The sequence below is a fragment of the Nocardioides sp. NBC_00850 genome, assembly GCF_045207335.1.
In the GTDB taxonomy this organism is placed as follows: domain Bacteria; phylum Actinomycetota; class Actinomycetes; order Propionibacteriales; family Nocardioidaceae; genus Nocardioides.
Map to the genome: position 1 here is coordinate 1800453 of NZ_CP108845.1, position 21154 is coordinate 1821606.

A 21154-nucleotide genomic window follows, 5' to 3' on the forward strand; every position below is an offset into this window, starting at 1 on the left:
ATTTCTGCGGGAAATGTCCCGGATGTTGGGACGATCGCTCAGTGAAGCGGTCGCCGGATGCGGCTGAACCAGCGGCGTAAGGTCCGTTTCAGTCGGTGTCGCGAGGTGTTGCACTCCACCAGCGGCAGGGTGAGACCGACCCGGTCGGCGTCGGCCAGCTCGCGCAGCAGGATCTCCGCGGCCACCCGGGTGTCGTCACCCGCGTCGTGGGCTTTCAGCTGCTCGACCGCGTAGTAGGCCGCGATGGTGGCCAGCGACTTGTCCGGCACCTCCAGGGCGAGCGCCTTCGCGAACCGCATCGTGCACAGCCACTCCAGGACCTCGAGACGTACGCCGGCACGGTCCGACTCCACGGCCACGAACGTCCAGTCGAACGCGGCGTTGTGGGCCACGAAGACCCGGCCGGCGAGGCGCTGGGCGATCGTGGCGGCGACGTCCCGGAAGAGCGGGGCGCCGGCGAGGTCGGCGCTGGTCAGGCCGTGGACCTCGACCGGTCCGGGGTCGACGCCGGCGCCGGGGTTGACCAGCGTCTCCCACTCCGACTCGGAGGTGCCGTCGGCGGCGATCTGGCGGATCGCCACCTGGATCACGCGGTCGCGGTAGGGGTCGAGCCCGGTCGTCTCGACGTCGAGGACCGCATAGCCCTGGCCATGGCGCCGGGCTTCGCTTCGGCCGCGTGATTCGGTGGTGGTCACAAGGCTGACGGTATCGGTGAGCACCGACAGTCCCGCCCCGTGTCCCTGCGGGCGGAGCTAGCCCGACACCACGCCCAGGGCGACGATGCCGACGATGAAGACCAGCAGGACGACCATCATGAGGACGAATCCGAGAACTCCGGGCTTGCGCTGCTTCTCGTGGCCGATCGCACCCTTGCTGAACCCGGTCAGCGGCGTGGCGTAGAAGACCGGAACGGTCTGGCCCTCGGCGACGTCGAAGCTGAGCGACGCCTTGCCGAACTTCCAGGTCCACTGGGCGTACATGTCGACGTTCCAGCGCCCCGGCGGAACCGGGAAGACGTTCCGGCCGTACTGCGTCGGCATCTGGTGGCCGTTGAGCAGCACCGTCGGCACGATCATGTTCGAGGTCATGTGGCTGCCCTGGATGGTCAGGTCGATCCACCCCACGGGCGGCTGTCCGGGCACTGGCTGGCCCGACTGGTCCGGCATCGTCATGGGGCGAATCATGCCCGATCCCGCTGCGCCGCCGTCGCTCAGATGTCGACGCTCCCGCCGTCGCGCCAGTAGTAGCCGTCCTCGCGCATCATGAACCCCTCTTCGAAGAGGTAGCGGCGCAGCGCGGCGACGTCCTCGTGGAACCGTCCCAGGATCTCGTTGACCTCCCGCTCGGGGTAGACCTTCCCCGGCTCGAAGGCCTGCGCGAGCTGGTTGAGCACCACCAGCTTCTTGACGTGCTTCGAGGGGATCGTCAGCAGCCGCCCGTCCTTGCCGAAGAACCGTCTCAGGGTCTCGGCGTCGTCGGGTCGGGGCTGCCAGGTCGCGCGAGTCACGATTTCATCGTGGCCGATCAGGCTGGGCGATGCGAGTGGTTTCTCTGCCGCGTCCGCCGCCGTGCCCGGCTGACGAGGTCGTGGGCGGCGGAGGCCCAGGCGGCGTACTCGAACTCGAAGCCCGCTTCTCGCAGTCTTCCCGGGACGACGCGACGGCTCTTGAGGAGCAGCTCGGTGTCCGTACGCAGCGCCCAGGCCCCGATCTCAGCCATCCAGCGAGTGGCGGGCAACCCGATCGGCATCGCCGCCTCCTTCCGCAGGACGCGCATCAGGTCGCGCTGAGGAAGCGGCTCCGGGGCTGCCAGGTTCACCGGTCCGGCGATGTCATCGCGCTCGATGAGCAGATCGCAGGCGCGTACGAAGTCGGTCTCATGGATCCAGGAGACGAACTGGTCGCCGCCCGCGACGGGCCCGCCGAGGCCGAGGCGCGCCATGGTGAGGAGTACGTCGAAGACGCCGCCCTTGTCGGGACTCATCACCATCGCCGAGCGGAGCGCCACCTTGCGGGTGTGCGGTGTTGCCGCCGCGGCCTGCTCGGCCTCCCAGCTCTTGGCGATCCTCGTGGAGAACTCCCAGTAGGCGGGCGCGTCGGGTTCGCTGCCGCCGATGATCCCGGTCGCCTCGTCGTTGGGTGCGTCGAAGCGGTGGGCGTAGATCGTCGCGGTGCTCATCTGCAGCCACGTGTGCGGCGGAGCCGATGCCTTCGCGATCGCCTCGCCGACGACCCTGGTCGACTCGACGCGCGAGTCCATCATCTGCTTCAGGTTGGCGTCGGTGTAGCGGCAGCTGACCGTCCGGCCCGCGAGGTTGACCACCACGTCCGCGCCGTCGATCTCCTCGGCCCACGGACCGATCGTCCGGCCGTCCCAGACCTGATGACGTACGCCTTCCTCCAGCTGTTCGGGGTGGCGGGAGAGCACCACGACCTCATGTCCTCGCGTGCTCCAGGCACGCCGCAGGATGCCTCCGACCTGGCCGGTTCCGCCGGGGATCACGATCTTCATGCATGCGACCATACGGCCTATTTGAGCGATCGCTCAAGAGGTGCGCTACCTTGAATTTGAGCAATCGCTCAAGTGGTTGTCAGGGAGGCGTACGTGGCTGAACGAATGTGGTCTGTGTTCTGGGCGTTCTGTCGATGGTGGTTCTTCGGTGCCGTGCTCGGTGTCGTCGTCGGAGGATGCGTGGGGAACGCGGTGATGCCGATCGGCGGGGCGCTCGCTGGGGCTTGGTATGGCGGCATCGTCGGTGCCGTCATCGGGCTGGTAGAGGCGCCACTGGTCGCCCCCGCGGCACTGTTCCCGTCGTCGGCGGTCGTCGACCGCATCTGGCCCGGCCTGGTGGGCTTTGGGATGACCACTGCGTTGGGCTACTCGAGGATCTTCGCGGGCCGGGCGTCCGAGGCCGGCTGGGAGGAGATTGGGTCGCTGCTGGGTATCGCGGCGGTGTCCGGAGCGGTGTCGTCCTGGTTCGGAGTGGCAGTGACGCGGCGCGTACGGATCCCGCTGCGGGTCGTGGTGCTCTCGACCCCTGCACTAGGCCTGATCTGCGCCGTCGTGGGCGTCCTGTCCTGCCTTTCTCACGACGGGGCGTCTGAGCCGGACATCATCGCGATGTCCGTGCTGGCGGGGCTCGCCAGTGGGGGCATACTCGGCGGAGTGCTGATCGTCTTCAACCAGCTCATTGCCGAGGAGCCCTCCGCGACATGAACCCCACCAAGGCCAAGCTGATGCTGGCGGTGACCGACCTGCTCAAGCAGGAGGGGATCGCCGGTCTCTCGGCGCGGGCGGTCGCCGACCGGGCTGGGGTCAACCAGGCACTGGTCTTCTACCACTTCGGAACCGTCATGGATCTCGTCGACCAAGCGTGCCGGGCGGCGACGGACGAGGCGGCGGCGTCCTACCGCGACGAGTTCGCGGAGGTGACCTCGCTGAGCGAGCTGCTGGAGCTCGGGCGGGGGCTCCATGAGCGGGAGCGAGCTGCCGGCAACATCACGGTGATGGCCCAGCTCCTGGCCGGTGCGCAGCGGGACAAGACGCTGGCCGAGACCGCGCGCTACGCGCTGGGCCGGTGGAACGAGGAGATCGAGGCCGCGGTCGCTCGTGCCTTGAAGGGAAGCCCCGTCGAGGGTGTGGTGGACGCGCCTGGGCTGTCGCGCGCGATCAGCTCGGCGTTCATCGGCCTGCTCATGTACGACGGCGTCGACCGCCCTGGCGCCGATTCGGCCTTCTCGTGCCTCGAGCAGCTCGGCACGCTCGTCGAGGTCATCGAGGATCTCGGACCGGCGGCCCGGCTCGTCCTTCGCTCCCGGCTCAAGGGCCGCGGCTAACGCCACTCTATGTACGTCTGGTGAAGCGGATATCGCCGCTGGGTAGGCGTTCGTGGAGGTACGCGGTGTCGTGGGCGCGGTGGTGGTGATGGGAGCAGAGCAGGGCGGCGTTGTCGAGATCGGTGGCACCGCCTTGGGCCCATTCGATCCAGTGGTGGGCTTCGGCCCAGGTGCCGGGGATGTCGCAGCCCTCGGCCTCGCAGGTCGCTGACCTGAGGAGCAGTGCGCGGCGTTGGGCGGCGGTGAAGAAGCGTTCCTTGCGCCCGAGATCGAGCACCTCGGAATCACCCCCGAGGACCGCGGGAATGATGTTCGCGGTGCAGGCCAGGCGTCGAGCTTCGGCGGCGGTGATCGGCGTTCCGCCAACGATGTCGCCGACGCCGGCCTCTTTGCGGAGCTGGTCGATGTCGATCGTGACGATCACCGTGGTGGCGTCCCCGCCATGGATCGGGAGCCGGGTCGGGTCGAGGGTTTCGAGCATTTGGCACAACGCCCGCCCCAGGCGCCGGGCGTAGGGCAGGTACTCGCCGGTCTCAGTGCGGGTGCCGTCATCGCGCCGCGGTGAGGCAAAGGCCTCCAGGTTGGTCGCCAGCCGGTCCGCAGCCGCATCCGGAATGACAGCGGAGATGCGGGTGGTGCCGTCCCCGAGGCGCCGCATGGCCAGCCGGGTCTTCGCCCTCGCGTGGGCCTCCTCCGCGGCGAGCCGTCGGGCTTCTTCGGCCTCGGCGACCTCGGGGGCGATGACATCGAGGATCCGGCGGCCCAGGCGGCGCAGCTGGGTGGGGTCGAACTGGGTCGCGTAGGCCACCAGCGCTTCTTCGGCCTTCGTCTTGATCTCCGGATCAAGGTCGGCGGGCAGGTCGTCGAGGGCGTTCACGATGACGTGGGCCTGGGCCGGGTTGCAGTCCCCGCGGCGCATAGCTTCGGCGACCTGGTGATAGGTCCGGTCCAAGGCCTCGGCCAGCCGGAGGTCGGCGCGCAGGGTCTCGGGGCGCTGGTGGGTGTGGTGATGCAGCCACGCCGCCACATCCCGCGCCGCGGACTCGGCCGCCACATCATCAGCAACGGCGAGCACCCGCAGCTCGAGCTCAGCCAACTGCGCCTTCGCCCGAGCGATCTCGACCAGGGTGGCGGCCTTCTGGTCGGTGGCCATGAACGAGGGGTTCGCCTCCGCGACCCCATCAAGGGCGTCGGTAACCGCGACCACCGCCCCCAGCACAGGGTGCTGTGGCTGTTGCAGTGTGGTCATCACGGTCACCTCCCGACGTACGAACTCAAGGGTTTCTGCCTGTGCAGAATCCCGGTTGGTTCGCTGGTCTCGGAGGCCCGGCAGTACGGGCTATTACTTACCCTCGCAGGTCAGCGTTCACGCCCCTGGTTCCCCTGGATTACCCCACACCCGTTGTGTCCCGGATGAATAGAGCACGCCTCTTTCGAGATGGTCGGCCTTCACGTTTACGCCTGCGCCGAGCCTACCACACAACGCAAAACAATCGAACCCAATCAGGGACAGGTATCCCCACCAAAACCCAGACCGCTGCTGGAAGCCCGCAAGACAGCCAAATGGCACCCAACCCAGACACCCTGTCTTGAAATCTCCCAACCCAATCCCGGTATTGGCCCCACCCACGCTGGAACTCAGGCACAAGCCGTGCTCAACCCGCCAACGCAGCCCGGGCCATGACGAGACGGTCGGCGCAGCGTACGGGCATGGTCTGCCAGTAGTAGGGAAAGGTCATGAGGGCGATGAAGAGGGCCCAGCCGCGGCTGCGGAGCCAGGTGGCGTCGTCGAGGTCGAGGATCCTGCGGAACTCGTCGCGGCCCGCGGCGTCGAGGAGCTCCCAGGCGCAGATCAGATCGACGGTGGGGTCGCCGACGGAGAGGGCGCCGAAGTCGAGCACGGCGGTGAGGCGGCCGTCGCGGGCGAGGAGGTTCTCGGCGAGCAGGTCGCCGTGGAGCCAGTGCGGCCCGGCCTCCGCCAGGGGTAGGGCCATCACCTGGTCCCAGACGGTCTCGACCGCGTCCAGGTCCAGCTCGAGATCGGCGAGCTCGCGACACTCCTTGAGGCGGAACCGGACGTCGGCGTCGAAGCCGGCGATCGGCTCGCCGCGATACCAGCGCAGCTCGGGGTCATCGAGGGCCTCCTGGGGCACCTCGGTCCGGCGGAGCCCGGTCACGACCGAGGCCAGGTCCGCGGCGGTGACGTCACCCGCGCCGGGGGCAGGCTTCCCGCCATCGAGCCAGCGCACCACGCTCCAGCGCTCGGGGTAGCCGAAGCCCGGCTCGCCGACCGTCACCACCTCGGGCGTCGCCACCGCGAGGCTGGTCGCGAAGCCGGGCAGCCAGCGCGCCTCCTGCGTGATCGTCGCGGATCCACGGGGCTGGCGGGGGAGGCGTACGAGATGCTCGTCGCCCAGCCGGAAGAGCCGGTTGGTCGACCCGGTGGAGTCCAGCGGGCGGAGGGGAAGCTCTGCGTACGCGGCGTGGTCCCGCCTCAGCAGGGACCGCACCAGGTCCGCGTCGATCATCAGCTCGTCGTCGTGCATCCGGGCGCTCATCGTGGTCGAGCCAACCATGCCGATGGCCGGCTCCGCGCGGGATTTTCGCGAAGTTCAGACGAGGGTGATCGAGACGAGCGCACGGTCGCCGACCTGGAGGTCCTCGCGGCGGCGTACGTCCTTCTTGATCGGCAGCGCATAGCCCTCCTGACCAGGGAAGACCGATGTTCTCCAGGTGGTCGTGCCGATCCGCACCTCGACCCTCACCGACCCGAAGCCCCGGGGCGGACCGGTCGCGATCGACGCCTCCCGGATGTCCTCGGTGACCTCGGGCGGAGCGGTCACGAAGATCCAGGCGTCGGTATCGCCCTTCCAGGGCCACAGCTCGGCCTCGAACTCCCAGGTCTCCACGCGTTCATCCTCCCAGGTCGGCGTCTGGAAAATCAGGGTTCGACCTGCATGGTCGGCGGTTAGGGTGCGGCCATGGTTGCTGCCCCTCGATCCCTCGCCCAGAGACTCTCCGACACCCGCGCCCGTCTGGAGAACGACATCGACCTGTGGATCGCCTCCGCGCACGACGACCAGCCTTGGCTGGTGCCGATCTCGTTCGTGTGGTGGGAGGGCGAGATCTGGATCGCGAGCATGGGCGGGGCGCGCACCCAGCGCAACCTCACCAATTCCCCGGTCGTACGCCTGGCGCTCGGCGAGCTGCGCGACGTCGTGATCATCGACGGTCGCGCCGAGGTCGAGCCGATGGAGCGTACGCCGAAGCAGGTCCTGGAGATCTACGCCGAGAAGCAGGGCGGCGACCCGAGCAGCTGGGCGGACAGCCTGATCCGCATCCGGCCGACGAAGATCCAGGCCTGGCGCGAGTCGAACGAGCTCGAAGGACGACACCTGATGCGGGACGGCCGTTGGCTGGATGAGGGTGGGTCCGATGGAAGCTGAGGTGCCGCTGACCGAGGACACCTTCCGGGCGCTCGCCCGATCCTCGCCGTGGCGCTTCTCCGCGCTGCACTTCACCTGGCGGACGCGGGACGAAGGCGACGTCGAATGCTGGTTGCGCAGACCCGGCTGGCTCCGCGTGCGCGATGCCGACGGGGACCGCGTCGAAAGGGGTGAGGCTCCGGTGTTCGATCCCGCGCCGGTCCTGCGCGCCGACGGTCTTGTGGAGAGCCGCTCGCGGGCCTACACCCACGACATCGACGACCCGATGTGGAACAACTACGTCTTCGTGTCGATGCTCGATCCCGAAGAGCTCTCCGCCGACGTCGTGCTGGGCGACCTGCGTTCGGAGGAGCGAGCGGGTCGGGAGACCTGGTGGGCGAGGGCGGTGCCCGGGGACGGGTACGAGCCGCGGTGCGGTTGCTGTCCGCTGCTGTGGTCCTGGGTCTCCGACCGCTACGAGTACGGCGACGGCGACGCGGGTTGGGAGCCGTCCGCGGGGACGGTCTACCCCGAGGCGTACGACGTCGCGCTGGACGTGGCGACCGGGGTCGTCGTGCAGCTGACCCCGGTCGGAGGCTCACGGCCCGGTCTCGGCTTCGAGACCACGATCCATGAGGCAGAACTGTCGGTGGTCTCTGCTTAGGTGGTGGTGAGGACGACATCCGATCCAGACGGAGGAGATGTCATGACCATCAGCACGACCATCGATGAGGAGATCGAGCGGCTCGAGGAGGAGCTCGGCGAGCGGCCTGCCTGTGAGTGCAGCTGTGGCAGCCCGGACAGCGACGCGGAGCCTTGTGGCGAGGTGGCGGCGTACGCGGTGACCGTGCTCTGTCCCGACGACCGGTGCACCCACACCTACCTGTTGTGCCGGGAGTGCAGGGACCAATGGGTGCAGAACTGTCCACCACCTCACCAGCTGCGCGTCGTTGCGCTCGGGTGAGGCTCATGCCACCGGCACCGCCCAGACGTCGGCGACCGACGGGTCGTAGTCGGCGCCGGTGTCCCGGAACCGGATCCGCACCGAGCCGTCCGCGGTCTGCGCCGAGGGCTCCACCAGGAACTGGTGGGTCATCGTGCCCTGCCCGCCGCTGGTGCGGGTCAGGTCGACGCTGTGCGCGACCTGACCGTCGAGCTCGACGTCGTAGGTCTTGCGTCGTGCGCCGTCGAACGTCTCCACGATGCGGACCACGAACGATCCATCCGTCGGCACCGTGGCGTCGAACTCGAACCAGCCGCCCGGGTAGGAGGAGTGCGTGTAGCGGCGGGTCAGCCCTGCCTCCTGATTGGTCCCCGACCGCTCGGAGGCGGTCAGCCCGTGCGCCGTCTCCGAGGTGGCCTCGCCGAGGTCGATGTGATCGGTCGACTCCGACGGTGGCGTCGCGAGTCCGACGGTCACGGTGGCCGCCGCCTGCTCCGCCGGCGTCGCTCCGGTCGCCACGGTCAGGGAGACCGGGCCGGCCACGACCGTCTGCGGCACGACCACCTCGACGTCTACATCGGCGTCCTGACCGGCCGGGATCTCGTAGCCCACCGGCTCCGCCGACCAGCCGGCGGCACCGGTCAGTGACAGCTCGCCTCGCTGGGTGACGTCGCTGCGGTTGTGCAGGGTGGCGGTGATGGTCGCGGTCTGTCCGCTGTCGACCGACGCCGGGGCGCTCGACGTCGCGGTGATCTGCACTCCGGGTCCGACCATCAGGGTCCCTCCCACCGGGAGCCTGGCGGTGCCACCCGAGCGGCTGTAGGACAGCTCACCGCTGAGCTCCACGGGACCCACGGCGGCATCCTCCGGCACCGTGACCTCATAGGCGTGCTCGACCTGTCCACCGGCGGGCACGGTGCCGGAGGGCGCACCGACCGGCTCGGCGGTCCATCCGTCCGGCACCTCGAGCGACGAGGTCACCTCCTGCAGCGACTGCTTGCCCGAGTTGTCGACCCGCACAGACACCTCGACCACATCGCCGGGGAGGGCCTCCTCGTCGGGCACCTGCAGGACGGCGACGGCTCCGACCAGCCGGGCCGAAGCGCGCGAGAGACTCTTCTCGATCGCCGTCAGCCGATCGCGCAGACCTGCCGCGGTCGCTTCGGTGAGCATGCCGTTCTCGGCGTACATCTGGACGGCGCGGTCGAGGTTCGCGGCCGCCGCGAGGGCACGATGGACCGCCTCGGCGACCCGCTCCTCCTCGGCTTCACCAGCGGCGAGGTCCCATGCCCCGTCGATCTGGCCGCGCAGCAGCGCGGTCCGCTTCGCGAGGTCGCGCTTGGCGGCACTGCCCGCCGGGCCGGCGAGGCTCAGGGAGGAGACCTGCGCAGCTGTCGCGGCAGCCTCCGCCCGAGCGGCGCCGAGGTCCCCGAGGGCGGGGGCGACCGCGAAGCTGTAGTCGCCGGATCCGACCTCGAGGACGACCACGTCCTCGTCCTCACGCACGAACTCGACGTGCTCCGAGTCCTCGATCGGCGAGCCGCCCTCGGTCACCGCCCACCGGTTGGCAGCGGGGATCCGCACCTCGGCGGTCGTGTTGGCCGGGACGGTCACGTCGAGGGTCATCGGCCCGCCGTCGGTCGCCCACGCGCTGCGTACGGTGCCGTACGGGGTCTGCAGGCTGTAGTCGACGTCGTCGACACCGTCTCCGGGCTCGGGCGCGATCGTGATCTTGCGGTAGCCGGGCTCGGCGGCCGAGACGCCGGCCATGGTGCGATACATCCACTCGCCGACGGCGCCGTAGGCGTAGTGGTTGAAGGAGTTCATGCCCACGTCGTTGAACGTGCCGTCCGGGTTGATCGAGTTCCAGCGCTCCCAGATCGTGGTGGCACCCTTGCCGATCTCATAACCCCACGACGGGTAGTCCTCGTGCTGCAGCAGCCGGTAGGCGATGTCGGTGCGTCCGGCCTTGGTCAGCGCGGGCAGCAGCCCATCGACGCCGAGGAATCCGGTCGAGAGGTGGTAGTCACGCCGCTCGAGCGTCTGCACGAACTGGTCGTAGACCGCATCGCGCCGGTCCTCGGGCTCGAGGTCGTTGGTCAGGGTGAGGATGTACGCCGTCTGGCTGTCGCCCTTGACGGACCCGTCGGCCGCGATGAACGCCTGCTGGTACGCCGCCCGGATGGCCTCGTAGCGCGCCTGGTAGGCAGCGGCGTCGGCGTCCCTGCCGATGGCCTTCGCCATCTGCGCGAACTCCCGGGTGCTCTTCGCGACGAAGGCGGTGTCCAGAACGTCCGCGGGTGTCGGGTCGTCGAGGTTGAGCCAGTCCAGGTAGCCGCCGGCGGAGCGGATGTGTCCGGTCGAGTCGGCGTCGAGGAAGTCGACGTAGCGCTTCATCATGTCGTAGTTCTCGGTGATGACGCCGGTGTCACCGTAGGCCTGCCACAGCGTCCAGGGCACGTGCACGCCCGCGTCCATCCAGCCGGCCGACTCGTAGCCGCCGTCGAAGCGGCCCGGGACGATTGGGGCTACGCCGGGCAGCGATCCGTTCGGCCGCTGGGTGTCGCGCAGGTCCTGCAGCCACTTGGTCAGGAACGACTCGGAGTCCATGTTGTAGACCGCGGTCCGGGCGAACACGTTGATGTCGCCGGTCCACCCCATCCGCTCGTCGCGAGCCGGGGTGTCGGTCGGGATGGAGAGGAAGTTGCCGCGCATGCCCCACACGATGTTGCTCTGCAGCTGGTCGACCAGGTCCGAGCTGGTGTCCAGCGTGCTGGCCAGGTCGCCGTCGGTGCCGACCACGACGCCCACGATGTCGGAGGCATCGGGCGCCTCGTCCAGCCCGGAGATCTCGACGTAGCGGAAGCCGTGGAAGGTGAAGGACGGCTCGTACGTCTCGGGCTCGTCCGACCCGAAGGTGTAGGTGTCGGTGGCCTTCGCGCTGCGGAGGTTGGCGGTGTAGAGGGTGCCGTCCGGGTTGAGCACCTCGCCGTGGCGGATCGTGACCGTCTGGCCCTTCTCGCCCTGCAGGGTGAGACGGATGTGGCCGACCATGTTCTGGCCGAGGTCGTAGAGGTAGACACCGTCGGTGGGCGAGTCGATCCGCTTTGCGGTCTCGAGCTCCTCGGTGACGCGTACGTCGACGGCCGTCTGCGGCTCGAGCACGTCGGTCGGCTCGTCCCTGACTGCGACGGCGGCCCAGTCCTGGTCGTCATATCCGGCCCGGTCCCAGCCTTCGACCTCTGCCGCGCGGCGGGCGTCGTACCACTCGCCGTCGAGGAGATCGGCCTCGCGGGTCGGCCCGCCGGTGGTGCGCCAGGTGTCGTCGGTGCGTACGACCTCGCTGGTGCCGTCGGAGTAGTCGACGACGAGCTCGGCGATCACGGAGTTGTCGGTGCCGTAGACGTCGGTGCCGAACATCGCGACCTTGCCGGAGTACCAGCCGGGCGCGACCTCGGCCCCGAAGACGTTCGATCCAGAGCGCACCAGCTCGGTCACGTCGTAGGTCTGGTAGTCGATGCGCTTGTCGTACGCCGTCCAGCCGGGTGCCAGCTCGGCGCCGCCCACCCGCTTGCCGTTGAGGCGCAGCTCGTAGACGCCGCGCGCCGAGGCGTAGACGCGGGCACGGGTGATGCTCTTCTCGCCCAGGTCGACCTCCTTGCGCAGCAGCGGCACCGCGTCGTCGCCGCGCAGCCATGCCTCGCCGCCGGCGTTGTCGACCCGGAGCCCGTCGGCGGTGACGGTGCCGGCGGTGAAGGTGCGGTCGCCGGTCGGGAAGTCGGTGTCCACGAGGGCGGTGCCGCCGGCGCTGGTGACGGTCACGTCGTGGACCAGCCCGTGCTCGGCTCCGTTGGTGCGGAAGCCCATGACCCCGGGCCCGGCGAAGGTGGCATCGGTGCGCTGGTCGAGCTGCTGGCCGTCGATCGTGGTCGTGATCGTGTCGCCCGCGACGGTGATCGCGTAGTCGTGCTCGGCGGCGAAGTCGAAGCCGCTCGGGACCGGCTTCGCGGGCAGCACGGAGTAGCCACCGTTGCGCTTCACGTGCGGACGAAGCGCGTCGTCGGACTCGCTGAACTGCCACATGTAGGCGTTCTCGGTGTTCTCGCCACGGAAGTAGACGCCGAGGGCTCCGCCGATGTCGGAGGCGGTGAACTCGATCGTGTAGTCGGTCCACTCCGCGCCCAGCTCGGGAGTCTCCGCGCCGATCCAGTCCGCGGTCCACGCCTCCTTGCCGAGACCGGTCGCGAAGGTCGCCGGCTCGCTCCACGCGGAGGCGACGCCGTCGTCGTCCCAGACCCGTACCGACCACACGTAGTCCGTGCGAGGCTTCAGCGCGGGCCCGGCGTAACGGACGTCGACGGACTGCCCCGACTTCACCTTCCGGCTGTCCCACACGTCGGGCGAGTTGAGCCGTCGCTCCGAGGACGCGACCCGGATCTGGTACGCCTTCTGGGTCACCCCGCGGCGGTCGGAGTCGAGCTGCCACCCCAGCGTGGGGGCGGTCGTCGGGATGCCGAGCGGGTCGACCAGCGCATTCGTACGCAGCTCGCTGACGACGGGGACGGAGCCCACGCTCTCGGTCGATGGGACGGCGCTGGCGGCGAGTGGGGGCAGTGCAGGGGAGAGGACGACGGCGAGGGTGGCCGTGACCAGCCCGGCGATGTGTCGGCGCACGCGGACTCCTGGGGTCGAGGAATTGAAACGCTTCACCGAGTATGGCGTGCGTCACATTCCACGTGCAGCGACTTGGCCGCATCCGGCCACGGCCAACGATTCGACCGGTCAGGACGTGAGGTCGTCCAAGGAGTCGGCGTCGACGATCCGGTACGCATAGCCCTGCTCGGCCAGGAAGCGCTGGCGGTTCTGGGCGAAGTCGGCGTCGACGGTGTCGCGGGAGACGATCGTGTAGAAGTGCGCGGTCTTGTTGCCGTCGCCGGGACGCAGCAGCCGGCCGAGCCGCTGGGCCTCCTCCTGGCGGGAGCCGTAGGCCCCGGAGACCTGGATCGCGACCTCGGCCGAGGGCAGGTCGATGGAGAAGTTGGCGACCTTGGAGACGACCAGCAGGTCGATCTCGCCGGAGCGGAAGGCGTTGAAGAGCCGCTGTCGCTCCTTGACCGACGTCTTGCCCTCGATCACCGGGGCGTCGAGCGAGGCGGCGATCTCGTCGAGCTGCTCGAGATACTGCCCGATCACGAGCGTCGGCTTGCCGGCGTGGGAGGCGACGATCTCCTTGACCACGTCGATCTTGTGGTGGGTGCACGAGGCGATCCGGTAGCGCTCGTCGGGCTCCGCGGTGGCGTAGACGAGCCGCTCGTCGGCAGGCAGCGTCACCCGCACCTCGACACAGTCGGCCGGGGCGATCCATCCCTGCGCCTCGATGTCCTTCCACGGAGCGTCGTAGCGCTTGGGGCCGATCAGGGAGAACACGTCGCCCTCGCGCCCGTCCTCGCGCACCAGCGTGGCGGTCAGGCCGAGCCGGCGACGGGCCTGCAGGTCGGCGGTCATCCGGAAGATCGGCGCGGGAAGGAGATGCACCTCGTCGTAGACGACCAGCCCCCAGTCGCGTGCGTCGAGCAGCTCCAGATGGGGATAGGCGCCCTTCCGGCGCATGGTCAGCACCTGATAGGTGGCGATCGTGACCGGCCGGATCTCCTTGACCGACCCCGAGTACTCGCCGATCTCGTCCGGGGTCAGTGAGGTGCGGCGTACGAGCTCGTCCTTCCACTGCCGCGCGGAGACGGTGTTGGTGACGAGGATCAGCGTGGTCGCCTGGGCGTGCGCCATGGCGGCGGCGCCGACCAGCGTCTTGCCGGCGCCGCAGGGGAGCACGACGACCCCGGAGCCGCCGTGCCAGAACGACTCGGCCGCCTCCGACTGGTAGGGGCGCAGCGTCCAGTCGGTGTTGTCCAGCGCGATCGAGTGCGCCTCGCCGTCGACGTAGCCCGCGTAGTCCTCGGCCGGCCACCCGAGCTTGAGCAGCGCCTGCTTGAGATTGCCGCGCTCGGAGGGGTGGACGACGACGGTGTCCTCGTCGAGCCGTCCGCCCAGCATGCCGGCGACCTTCTTAGCCCGGATGACCTCCTCCAGCACCGCCCGGTCGGAGGAGACCAGCACCAGCCCGTTGACCGGGTTCTTCTCCAGACGGAGCCGGCCGTAGCGGGCCATCGTCTCGGCGACATCGACCAGCAGCGAGTGCGGAACGGGATAGCGGGAGAACTCGAGCAGCGTGTCCACCACCTGCTCGGCGTCGTGCCCGGCCGCGCGCGCGTTCCACAGCCCCAACGGCGTCAGCCGGTAGGTGTGGATGTGCTCCGGCGAACGCTCCAGCTCGGCGAACGGCGCGATCGCCTTGCGGCACTCACCTGCCCGGGCATGGTCGACCTCGAGCAGCAGCGTCTTGTCCGACTGGACGATCAGGGGGCCGTCGTTCACCGCACCAGCCTACGGCGGCGCCGGGCGCACGCTCCTGATCCGGGACAGCGCGAAGGAACGTACGTCGTCCTCGACCCGGGCCGCGAGAGAGCCACCGTCGATCGCCAGCGGCTCGACGCGCGCCTCGCCGGCGACTCCGCGGCCGTCGACGTAGGAGATCACGACCTGTTCCCGGGCATCGATGGCCTCGTGGAGGATCACCATGGTGGAGGCCGGCTCGGCAGGGGCCGGGCGGGAGGCGGCGGTCTCGTCGCCCGCCTTGATCCTGGCGGCCACCGCGGTCGCACGCGCGGCGAGGTGGGCCTCCTGGGCGCCGGCCGGACGCGCGCCGTTGCGGGCCTTGGCGCGCTTGGCGTCGGGGCGCGCGACGTGGACGGATCCGTCGGGTGCCTCGACGACCGGGGCCAGACCCAGCTCCCGCAGCCGGGGGAGGAGCGAGTCGAGCGCGACGGTGCTGACGACCACCGTCGGCGCCAGCCGCCGCAGCCCCAGGGACTCGGCCGCCGGGTGGGCCAGCAGCTCGGCCAGCGCCGCCTCGTCGTCACTGCGCAGGTAGGCGGCGGCGAACCCGACCCGGACCGTCCCGAACGTACGCGCCGTGTCGTCGACCAGGTAGGTCAGCGCCTGCGGGACGGGGGTGCGGGAGGCGGCGACGAGGAACGCGTGGATCTCGGTGGCGGTCCAGCCGCGGTCCATGGCCCGGCGCACCGACTCCTTGGTGAACCGGTAGACCGTCGCCCCGCCGTGCGACTCCACCGTGGCCACCACGGCCAGCGTGCGGGCCAGCGCGGGCTCCAGCGGCCCCGGCGCGACCGCGGTCAGGTCGCCCTGGAGCAGCACGTGGTCGACCGGCTCCGGCAGCAGCCCGGTCAGGGTCGGGACCGGATCCTCGCCCGCCACCAGCAGCCGACCGTACGCAGCCAGCCCCCCGAACGCGGCGAGCCCGAGGGTCTCCGCCTCGGTGAGCGTCCAGTCCACCAGGGCCTCGCGGGACTCGGTGCGGGTGCGTGGCCGGCGCGGCCGCTCCCAGCCGAGGCGGGTGACGACCGCGGCCGGGCCGGTGCCGGCGGCGAGCACCTCGCCGTCCGGCAGGGCGGCGAGCAGGCCCAGGGTCTGCCGCCGCGTCGCCACGGCCGAGGCCCCGGCCAGATCGGGGGCCAGCGCGTTCCAGGTCTTCCCGGCGGGGTCGCGCTGGCCGACGAGCCCGGGTAGGCGCGGCGAGGCCAGCCAGGCGCCGGCGACGTGCGACCAGCGGGCCGCCAGGGGCTGCTGGAGCCACTGGTCGAAGAGCTCGGTCGGCATCCAGGACGGATCGCCCTCCTCGTCGGTGCCCAGTGCGAGCAGCCCCGAGGCCCAGGCGACCTCGATCAGCAACGCCGCGGCCGGTTCGGCGACATGGAGCCGCTCGGCGGTCGTCTTCAGGTCCCGCACCGTCAGCCCCGCCCCGCCGCGCAGCGACCGCGGTGGCGTGGCGCTCCAGGCGTCGAGGAGCAGCTCGAGGTTGCGTACGAGCTCGAAGGCGGCGCCCGCGGCCGCCCGGTCGACCAGCGTGGACGCCCGCGACGAGGTCGGCAGGGGCGGCGGGACGTCGACGGGGGCGAGCGTCGTCCGCCCGCCCCGCAGCGCGAGCCCGACCTCGCCGGGCAGGGTCAGCATGCCGTCGCCCGAGGACACCAGCAGCCCGTGGGCGATGAGCTCCTCGGCCGGTCCGGCCGCCTCGGCCACGGATATGCCCGGGCGCGCGCGTGAGGAGGAGGCCTGCCCGCCGCCGGCGTCGACGGCCTCCAGCATCGCGCGTGCCTCGGCGGACACAGCCGGCAGGCTGCGTACGACTTCTTCCTGGTCAGCGGCGAACGGCTGCAGCCCGGAGGTGCCGGGCGAGCCCCGCAGCAGGGCCGCGACACCGGTCACCGCGCGAAGGCCGTCGAGGGAGTGCCACACCAGGCAGGTGTCCTCCAGATGAGAAAGTGCCCGTGTCGCGGCGTCCACTTCAGCGTTCAGCATGGAAGATAAGTGGGCTTTGGTGGTTTGATTCGCGAGGACAACGGCATCAAGCACGATCAGCTCGAGATGGTTAAGGTCATCCATCGCGTAGTGCAAGGATGTGCGAGTGGCTGCTCGGGCGGCGAGTTGGCCGGAGTCATGAGGGGACGGCGTGGCGAGATCAGGACGAGCAAGAAGCAGGCGAGAGATGCGCTCTGTGGGCCAAGAGCGCAACTGGTCTGCGAGTGAGCGGAAGCCTGTGTCCATCGGCATCACGCTATCCCGGCGGGCCTAGGGGGCGAGATGTCCAGGAAAGTAGTGATCGCGCACGGGGCCGCGACAGATGTCGGCCAGGTGCGGAAGGTCAACGAGGACTCCCATGTGGCCGAGCCACCGGTCTTCGTCGTCGCGGACGGTATGGGCGGCCACGACGGTGGTGACATCGCCAGCGAGATGGTGATCCAGGAGTTCGCCAAGCTCGGCGGCACCCATTACGCGTCCGAGTCCGGCAGCCAGGCGATGGTCGAGGCCCTCCAGGCGGCGCAGGACCGGATCGTGGCCTTCGCGCTCGAGCAGCGCTCGCGCGGGGCCTCGGACTACCAGTCCGGCACCACCTGCGCCGCGGCTCTGATCGCCGACGGCGGAAGCAGCCCGTTGTGGATCCTGCTCAACGTCGGCGACTCGCGGATCTACCGATACTTCGACGGCACGCTGAGCCAGCTCAGCCGCGACCACAGCCTGGTCCAGGAGCTCGTCGACTCGGGGCAGATCACGCGCGAGCAGGCCGAGCACCACCCGGAGCGCAACGTGGTGACCAGGGCGCTGGGCGGGATGGCCCCGGCGGTCCCGGACATCTTCCAGGTGACTCTGCCTGTGGGCGCCCGGCTGATGCTGTGCTCCGACGGCGTGAGCGGGATGATCTCGGATGCTGAGATCGCCGACATCCTCGCGGCAGAGGACACCGACGCCCGCGACACGGCCGAGAAGCTCGTCGCCGCCGCGGTCGAGGCGGGTGGCCGGGACAACGCCACCGCGATCGTGGTCGATGTGATGGGATTGACCGAGGAGAACCCGTATGACTCGGAGCAACAAAGGGTGAGTATGGAGCAGAAGCTAGGAGTGCTGCCATGAGTGAGCCAGCAACCATCGCAAGCACGTCCTACATGCCGGGCACGTGGTTCGGCATCATCGGTGAGAGCGCCACGGTGCTGCTCCCGCCCTCGGAGAAGAGCCGCGCGGGCGCGCTGTGGGCGCTCGTCGACGACGGTGCCGGGTTCGACGAGGTGCTCGACGCGCTCGTCGCGACCGGGCTGAGCTCGTTGCCGGGCTTCGTCCTCATCTCCGGGGACGTGACGCCTGACGGCGGCAGCGTACGCACGGTCGTGCGCGGCCCCTCCGTGGTCTCGTTCGAGGCCGGCGAGGGCACCGTCGAGGTCGACGGCTCGTCGTCGAAGACATGGGTCGAGCGCACCCTCGAGGGTGTCACCAGGATGTCCGTCTCGCTCGGCGAGGAGGGCGCGACCGGTGAGCCGATGACGGCGCTCGGTGGCCTGCTGCGGGTCTCGGGTCTCGAGGTTCCGCCGCCGGTCCCGGAGTCCGCCCAGGACGACTCGCCGGAGAGCCGCGCCGGTTTCGTCGCTGCCCCGGTGGCCGTCGAGGAGGGACCCGACGAGAGCGTCGACGAGAGCGTCGACGAGAGCGTCGACGAGCCGGCCCCGGGTGACCCGCTCACCGATCCTCTTCCCGAGGACAGCTACGCCGACTCCGCCGACGACCTGGACTCCGCCGAGGAGCAGGGTCTCGACGAGGACGAGCCGGTAGCGGCTCCGCCCTCCCTCTCGGTCGTGCCGCCGATCCCGATCTCGGGTGACCTCCCCGGTCTCGGGGCGGACGCTGAGTCGGACTCCGACTCGGAGGCAGACCTCGGTCCGGACTCCGACTTCGACGCGGACTCCGAGGCGGACGAGCCGATCTCGGTCAACCGTGGCGACGAGTCCGGCGATGCGTCGGCGCCGCGTCACGACGACCTGACCGAGCCGACCGAGGCGTTCGAGATGCCGGCCGCCTCCCAGGACGCCGACGACGAGGACTTCCCGGAGCCCGCTACCGGCGGCTACGAGGACGACTACGCCAGCGACGAGCACGCCGCTGCCGTAGCGTCCTCCTTCGGTCCCTCCGCGGTCTCCCCGGAGCCCGTGTCCGACATGGACGTCGCCTCCGACGCCGAGACCGAGGTCCTTCCGGCCGTCGACGATCAGCCCTACGACGGGCCCGAGTCCTACGACGAGCCCGAGTCCGCCCCGGCGCCCGGCTTCGGCCCGCCGTCGATGCCGCCTCCGCCGCCGCTGACGACGCCTCCGCCGCCTCCGGTGGACGCGCCGCCTGCTCCCTTCGACGAGGCGCCGGCCGAGGGTCTGATCGACTCCGCGCCGAGCGAGGCACCGATCGAGGCCCCGGCGTTCGACGGCCCGTCTGTCGACGCTCCGGTGACCGACATCCCTCCGGCGCCCCCGGCCCCTCCGGCGTTCCCGGCCCCGCCCGCGCCGCCGGCTCCGCCCGTGGCGCCGATCCCCGAGACCCACGACGAGCCGGTCTGGGAGGAGCCCAACCCCGATGAGGACGACCACGACGGTCTGACCCGCATCGGCGTCGGCGAGGACCTCAACGCCGGTCTCGCCGGGATCCCCGGCCAGCCCGAGGCCCCGAAGGTGACCGCCTACCCGGTCGCACGCCTGGAGTTCTCCAGCGGCGACCGCGTCGAGGTCGACCGGGTCGTCCTGGTCGGCCGCGCCCCCGAGGCGAGCCGGTTCACGCCCACCGAGCAGCCGATGCTGGTGACCGTGCCGAGCCCGCACCAGGAGATCTCCTCGACCCACTGCGAGATCCGTCCCGGTGCCGGTGTCGACCACGGCGCAGCGGTGGTCACCGACCTCGGCTCGACCAACGGCACCGTGCTGGTCCAGCCCGGCCTCGGCCCGGAGGACCTGCGCCCCGGCGTACCCGTTCAGCTCATGCCTGGCGCTGTCATCGACCTCGGTGACAGTCTGACGATCCGGGTGACCAACCCATGATCGAGCGGCTCTCGCTCATGTCGCCGGCCTCTGTGGAGGCGGCGGCATGAGCGAGCGCCAGCGAGCGACGATCGGCCTCAGGCCGGCGCGTCCGTATTCTTTGCTCCTTCATACGGAGGCGGCGGCATGAGCGAGCGCCAGCGAGCGACGATCGGCCTCAGGCCGGCGCGTCCGTATTCTTTGCTCCTTCATACGGAGGCGGCGGCATGAGCGTGGCCGGCCTGCCGGCTCCAACCGTCGAAGCTGCGATCGCGGAGCCGGACCGTCGGTTCTACGCCTTCGCCATCGACCGGGTGATCGCCTGGGCGATCTTCGCCGCGGCCGGGTTCGCCGCCTGGCTGATCTTCTTCCGCAACGACAACCCGCTTCCCGGGGTCGGCCTGATCGTCAGTGTGGTTCTGGGGGTCTGGCTGGTCGGCACCGTACTCACCGGCTCCGGGGGCAAGACCCCCGGGAAGATGGCCCTCGGGCTCCGCGTGGTCAGCGATGACTCCGGAGCCGCGGGCCGTCCCATCGGCGTCGGCAAGGCGTTCGTACGCCAGGCCCTGCTCGGTCTTTGCACGATCCCGACGCTCGGCATCGGCACCGCCACGTTCGCCTGGGTCGCCGCGATGGACGACCGCGGCCGGCGCCAGGGGTGGCATGACCGCCGTGCGGGCTCGGTCGTGGTCGACGTACGTCCTCCGGCGGTCGTCGAGGCCGAGGAAGAGGCCCCGGCGCCGCGCCGCATCGTCAACCTGACCACCATGCGCCTGAAGCAGGCCGAGGCGACCCCGGAGCCGGCCGAGCGTCCGCAGACTCCTGCTGCCCCGACCCAGAGCGCCGCTCAGGCCGCGGCCGAGGCTCAGGCGGCCCCGACCCTGGTCCCGGCACCGATCGCCCGTCAGGCGCCGCCGGCCCCCGTGCCGCCGACGCCGACGCCGCCTGCTCCGCCCGCCCCGCCTGTCCCTTCGGCAGCGCAAGCGGCGGCTCAGCCCGCCCCTCCGCCGCCTCCCGTGCCTGCTCCGCAGCCCGCGGCGACGGCTCGCTGGCGGGTCACCTTCGACACCGGCCAGAGCTTCGTGGTCGAGGGTCTCGCCATCGTCGGCCGCGGCCCCGAGCCGCGTCCGGGCGAGGAGGTCGCCCACCGGGTAGCCCTCTCCTCGAGCGACATGTCTCTGTCCAAGACCCACGCTCAGTTCCAGATCGCGGCCGACGGCACCCTCGTGGTCATGGACCGCGGCTCCACCAACGGCACCACCCTGATCCGCCAGAGCGCCGCACGGGCCCTCGGCGCCCGCCGCCCTGCGGCTCTCGTCGACGGCGACAAGGTCAAGTTCGGCGACCGCACCATGGATGTGGTTCGCGAGGCCTGACCCCTCCCGCCGAATCTGTAGTTGTGGCGGGTCGAATCTGTAGTTGTGGGCGACGAAACTCTGGTTTCGTCGCCCACAACTGCATTCTCGGCCGCCACAACGACCGACT

General features: G+C 70.4%; 18 protein-coding genes. 8 read left to right on the plus strand and 10 right to left on the minus strand.

The annotated features are described in order from the left end of the window. Nucleotides 1–38 precede the first annotated feature (38 nt). Genes OH802_RS08815 through OH802_RS08830 form a run of 4 tightly spaced genes read right to left on the minus strand, consistent with a single transcriptional unit; the run spans nucleotide 39 to nucleotide 2511 of the window. The gene (locus tag OH802_RS08815) at nucleotides 39–695 is read right to left on the minus strand and encodes an exonuclease domain-containing protein (protein WP_406027061.1); all 657 of its coding nucleotides are present in this window, start codon (nucleotides 693–695) and stop codon (nucleotides 39–41) included. Nucleotides 696–752: 57 nt separating this feature from the next. Then, entirely contained in the window at nucleotides 753–1172 is a 420-nt protein-coding gene (locus OH802_RS08820) for a hypothetical protein (protein ID WP_406027063.1), read from the minus strand. A gap of 38 nt (nucleotides 1173–1210) precedes the next feature. Next, nucleotides 1211–1507: a DUF2087 domain-containing protein gene (locus OH802_RS08825; RefSeq protein WP_406027065.1), complete on the minus strand. Its 297-nt coding sequence runs from the start codon at nucleotides 1505–1507 to the stop codon at nucleotides 1211–1213. A gap of 17 nt (nucleotides 1508–1524) precedes the next feature. Further along, the gene (locus OH802_RS08830; protein WP_406027067.1) at nucleotides 1525–2511 is read right to left on the minus strand and encodes a TIGR01777 family oxidoreductase; all 987 of its coding nucleotides are present in this window, start codon (nucleotides 2509–2511) and stop codon (nucleotides 1525–1527) included. Between the two features lie 93 nt (nucleotides 2512–2604). Here OH802_RS08830 and OH802_RS08835 point away from each other — a divergent pair, with 93 nt between their 5' ends. Both OH802_RS08835 and OH802_RS08840 read left to right on the plus strand, forming a co-directional pair. Then, complete coding sequence (locus OH802_RS08835; protein ID WP_406027069.1) at nucleotides 2605–3216, plus strand: hypothetical protein; 612 nt, start codon at nucleotides 2605–2607, stop codon at nucleotides 3214–3216. Then, nucleotides 3213–3836 carry a TetR/AcrR family transcriptional regulator gene (locus OH802_RS08840; RefSeq protein WP_406027071.1) on the plus strand — a complete coding sequence of 208 codons (624 nt, stop codon included), beginning with the start codon at nucleotides 3213–3215 and terminating at the stop codon, nucleotides 3834–3836. Before OH802_RS08835 ends, OH802_RS08840 begins: the two co-directional genes overlap by 4 nt. 7 nt (nucleotides 3837–3843) lie before the next feature. Here the strand turns inward: OH802_RS08840 and OH802_RS08845 are convergent, their stop codons facing one another. The 3 genes from OH802_RS08845 to OH802_RS08855 all read right to left on the minus strand — a co-directional run bounded on the left by OH802_RS08845 (nucleotide 3844) and on the right by OH802_RS08855 (nucleotide 6745). Beyond that, on the minus strand, nucleotides 3844–5085 hold the full coding sequence (locus OH802_RS08845) for a DUF222 domain-containing protein (RefSeq protein WP_406027073.1): 1242 nt from the start codon (nucleotides 5083–5085) through the stop codon (nucleotides 3844–3846). 406 nt (nucleotides 5086–5491) lie between these two features. Further along, complete coding sequence (locus OH802_RS08850; protein ID WP_406027075.1) at nucleotides 5492–6412, minus strand: aminoglycoside phosphotransferase family protein; 921 nt, start codon at nucleotides 6410–6412, stop codon at nucleotides 5492–5494. A gap of 36 nt (nucleotides 6413–6448) precedes the next feature. After that, a complete protein-coding gene (locus OH802_RS08855; protein ID WP_406027077.1) occupies nucleotides 6449–6745 on the minus strand; it encodes a DUF1905 domain-containing protein in 297 nt (98 codons plus the stop codon). A gap of 72 nt (nucleotides 6746–6817) precedes the next feature. Between OH802_RS08855 and OH802_RS08860 the strand changes: the two genes are divergently transcribed. From OH802_RS08860 to OH802_RS08870, 3 genes are read left to right on the plus strand one after another with little or no spacing between them, the layout of a single operon-like run. Next, nucleotides 6818–7282, plus strand: a complete 465-nt coding sequence (locus OH802_RS08860; RefSeq protein WP_406027079.1) for a pyridoxamine 5'-phosphate oxidase family protein — start codon at nucleotides 6818–6820, stop codon at nucleotides 7280–7282. Continuing rightward, a complete protein-coding gene (locus OH802_RS08865) occupies nucleotides 7272–7925 on the plus strand; it encodes a hypothetical protein (RefSeq protein WP_406027081.1) in 654 nt (217 codons plus the stop codon). Before OH802_RS08860 ends, OH802_RS08865 begins: the two co-directional genes overlap by 11 nt. Before the next feature lie 42 nt (nucleotides 7926–7967). Then, nucleotides 7968–8225 (plus strand): hypothetical protein, encoded by a 258-nt coding sequence (locus tag OH802_RS08870; RefSeq protein ID WP_355224344.1) that lies wholly within the window; start codon nucleotides 7968–7970, stop codon nucleotides 8223–8225. A gap of 3 nt (nucleotides 8226–8228) precedes the next feature. Here OH802_RS08870 and OH802_RS08875 read toward each other — a convergent pair whose 3' ends face one another. The 3 genes from OH802_RS08875 to OH802_RS08885 all read right to left on the minus strand — a co-directional run bounded on the left by OH802_RS08875 (nucleotide 8229) and on the right by OH802_RS08885 (nucleotide 16640). Beyond that, complete coding sequence (locus OH802_RS08875; RefSeq protein ID WP_406027084.1) at nucleotides 8229–12878, minus strand: family 78 glycoside hydrolase catalytic domain; 4650 nt, start codon at nucleotides 12876–12878, stop codon at nucleotides 8229–8231. Nucleotides 12879–12986: 108 nt separating this feature from the next. Beyond that, the gene (locus tag OH802_RS08880; RefSeq protein ID WP_406027086.1) at nucleotides 12987–14636 is read right to left on the minus strand and encodes a DNA repair helicase XPB; all 1650 of its coding nucleotides are present in this window, start codon (nucleotides 14634–14636) and stop codon (nucleotides 12987–12989) included. A gap of 9 nt (nucleotides 14637–14645) precedes the next feature. Next, nucleotides 14646–16640 carry a helicase-associated domain-containing protein gene (locus tag OH802_RS08885; RefSeq protein WP_406027088.1) on the minus strand — a complete coding sequence of 665 codons (1995 nt, stop codon included), beginning with the start codon at nucleotides 16638–16640 and terminating at the stop codon, nucleotides 14646–14648. Nucleotides 16641–16922: 282 nt separating this feature from the next. On the opposite strand from OH802_RS08885, the gene OH802_RS08890 reads away from it, so the two are divergent. The 3 genes from OH802_RS08890 to OH802_RS08900 all read left to right on the plus strand — a co-directional run bounded on the left by OH802_RS08890 (nucleotide 16923) and on the right by OH802_RS08900 (nucleotide 21045). Beyond that, entirely contained in the window at nucleotides 16923–17750 is an 828-nt protein-coding gene (locus OH802_RS08890; RefSeq protein ID WP_406027090.1) for a PP2C family protein-serine/threonine phosphatase, read from the plus strand. Further along, entirely contained in the window at nucleotides 17747–19690 is a 1944-nt protein-coding gene (locus OH802_RS08895) for an FHA domain-containing protein (protein WP_406027092.1), read from the plus strand. Before OH802_RS08890 ends, OH802_RS08895 begins: the two co-directional genes overlap by 4 nt. Before the next feature lie 206 nt (nucleotides 19691–19896). After that, nucleotides 19897–21045: an RDD family protein gene (locus tag OH802_RS08900; RefSeq protein ID WP_406027094.1), complete on the plus strand. Its 1149-nt coding sequence runs from the start codon at nucleotides 19897–19899 to the stop codon at nucleotides 21043–21045. Nucleotides 21046–21154 lie beyond the last annotated feature (109 nt).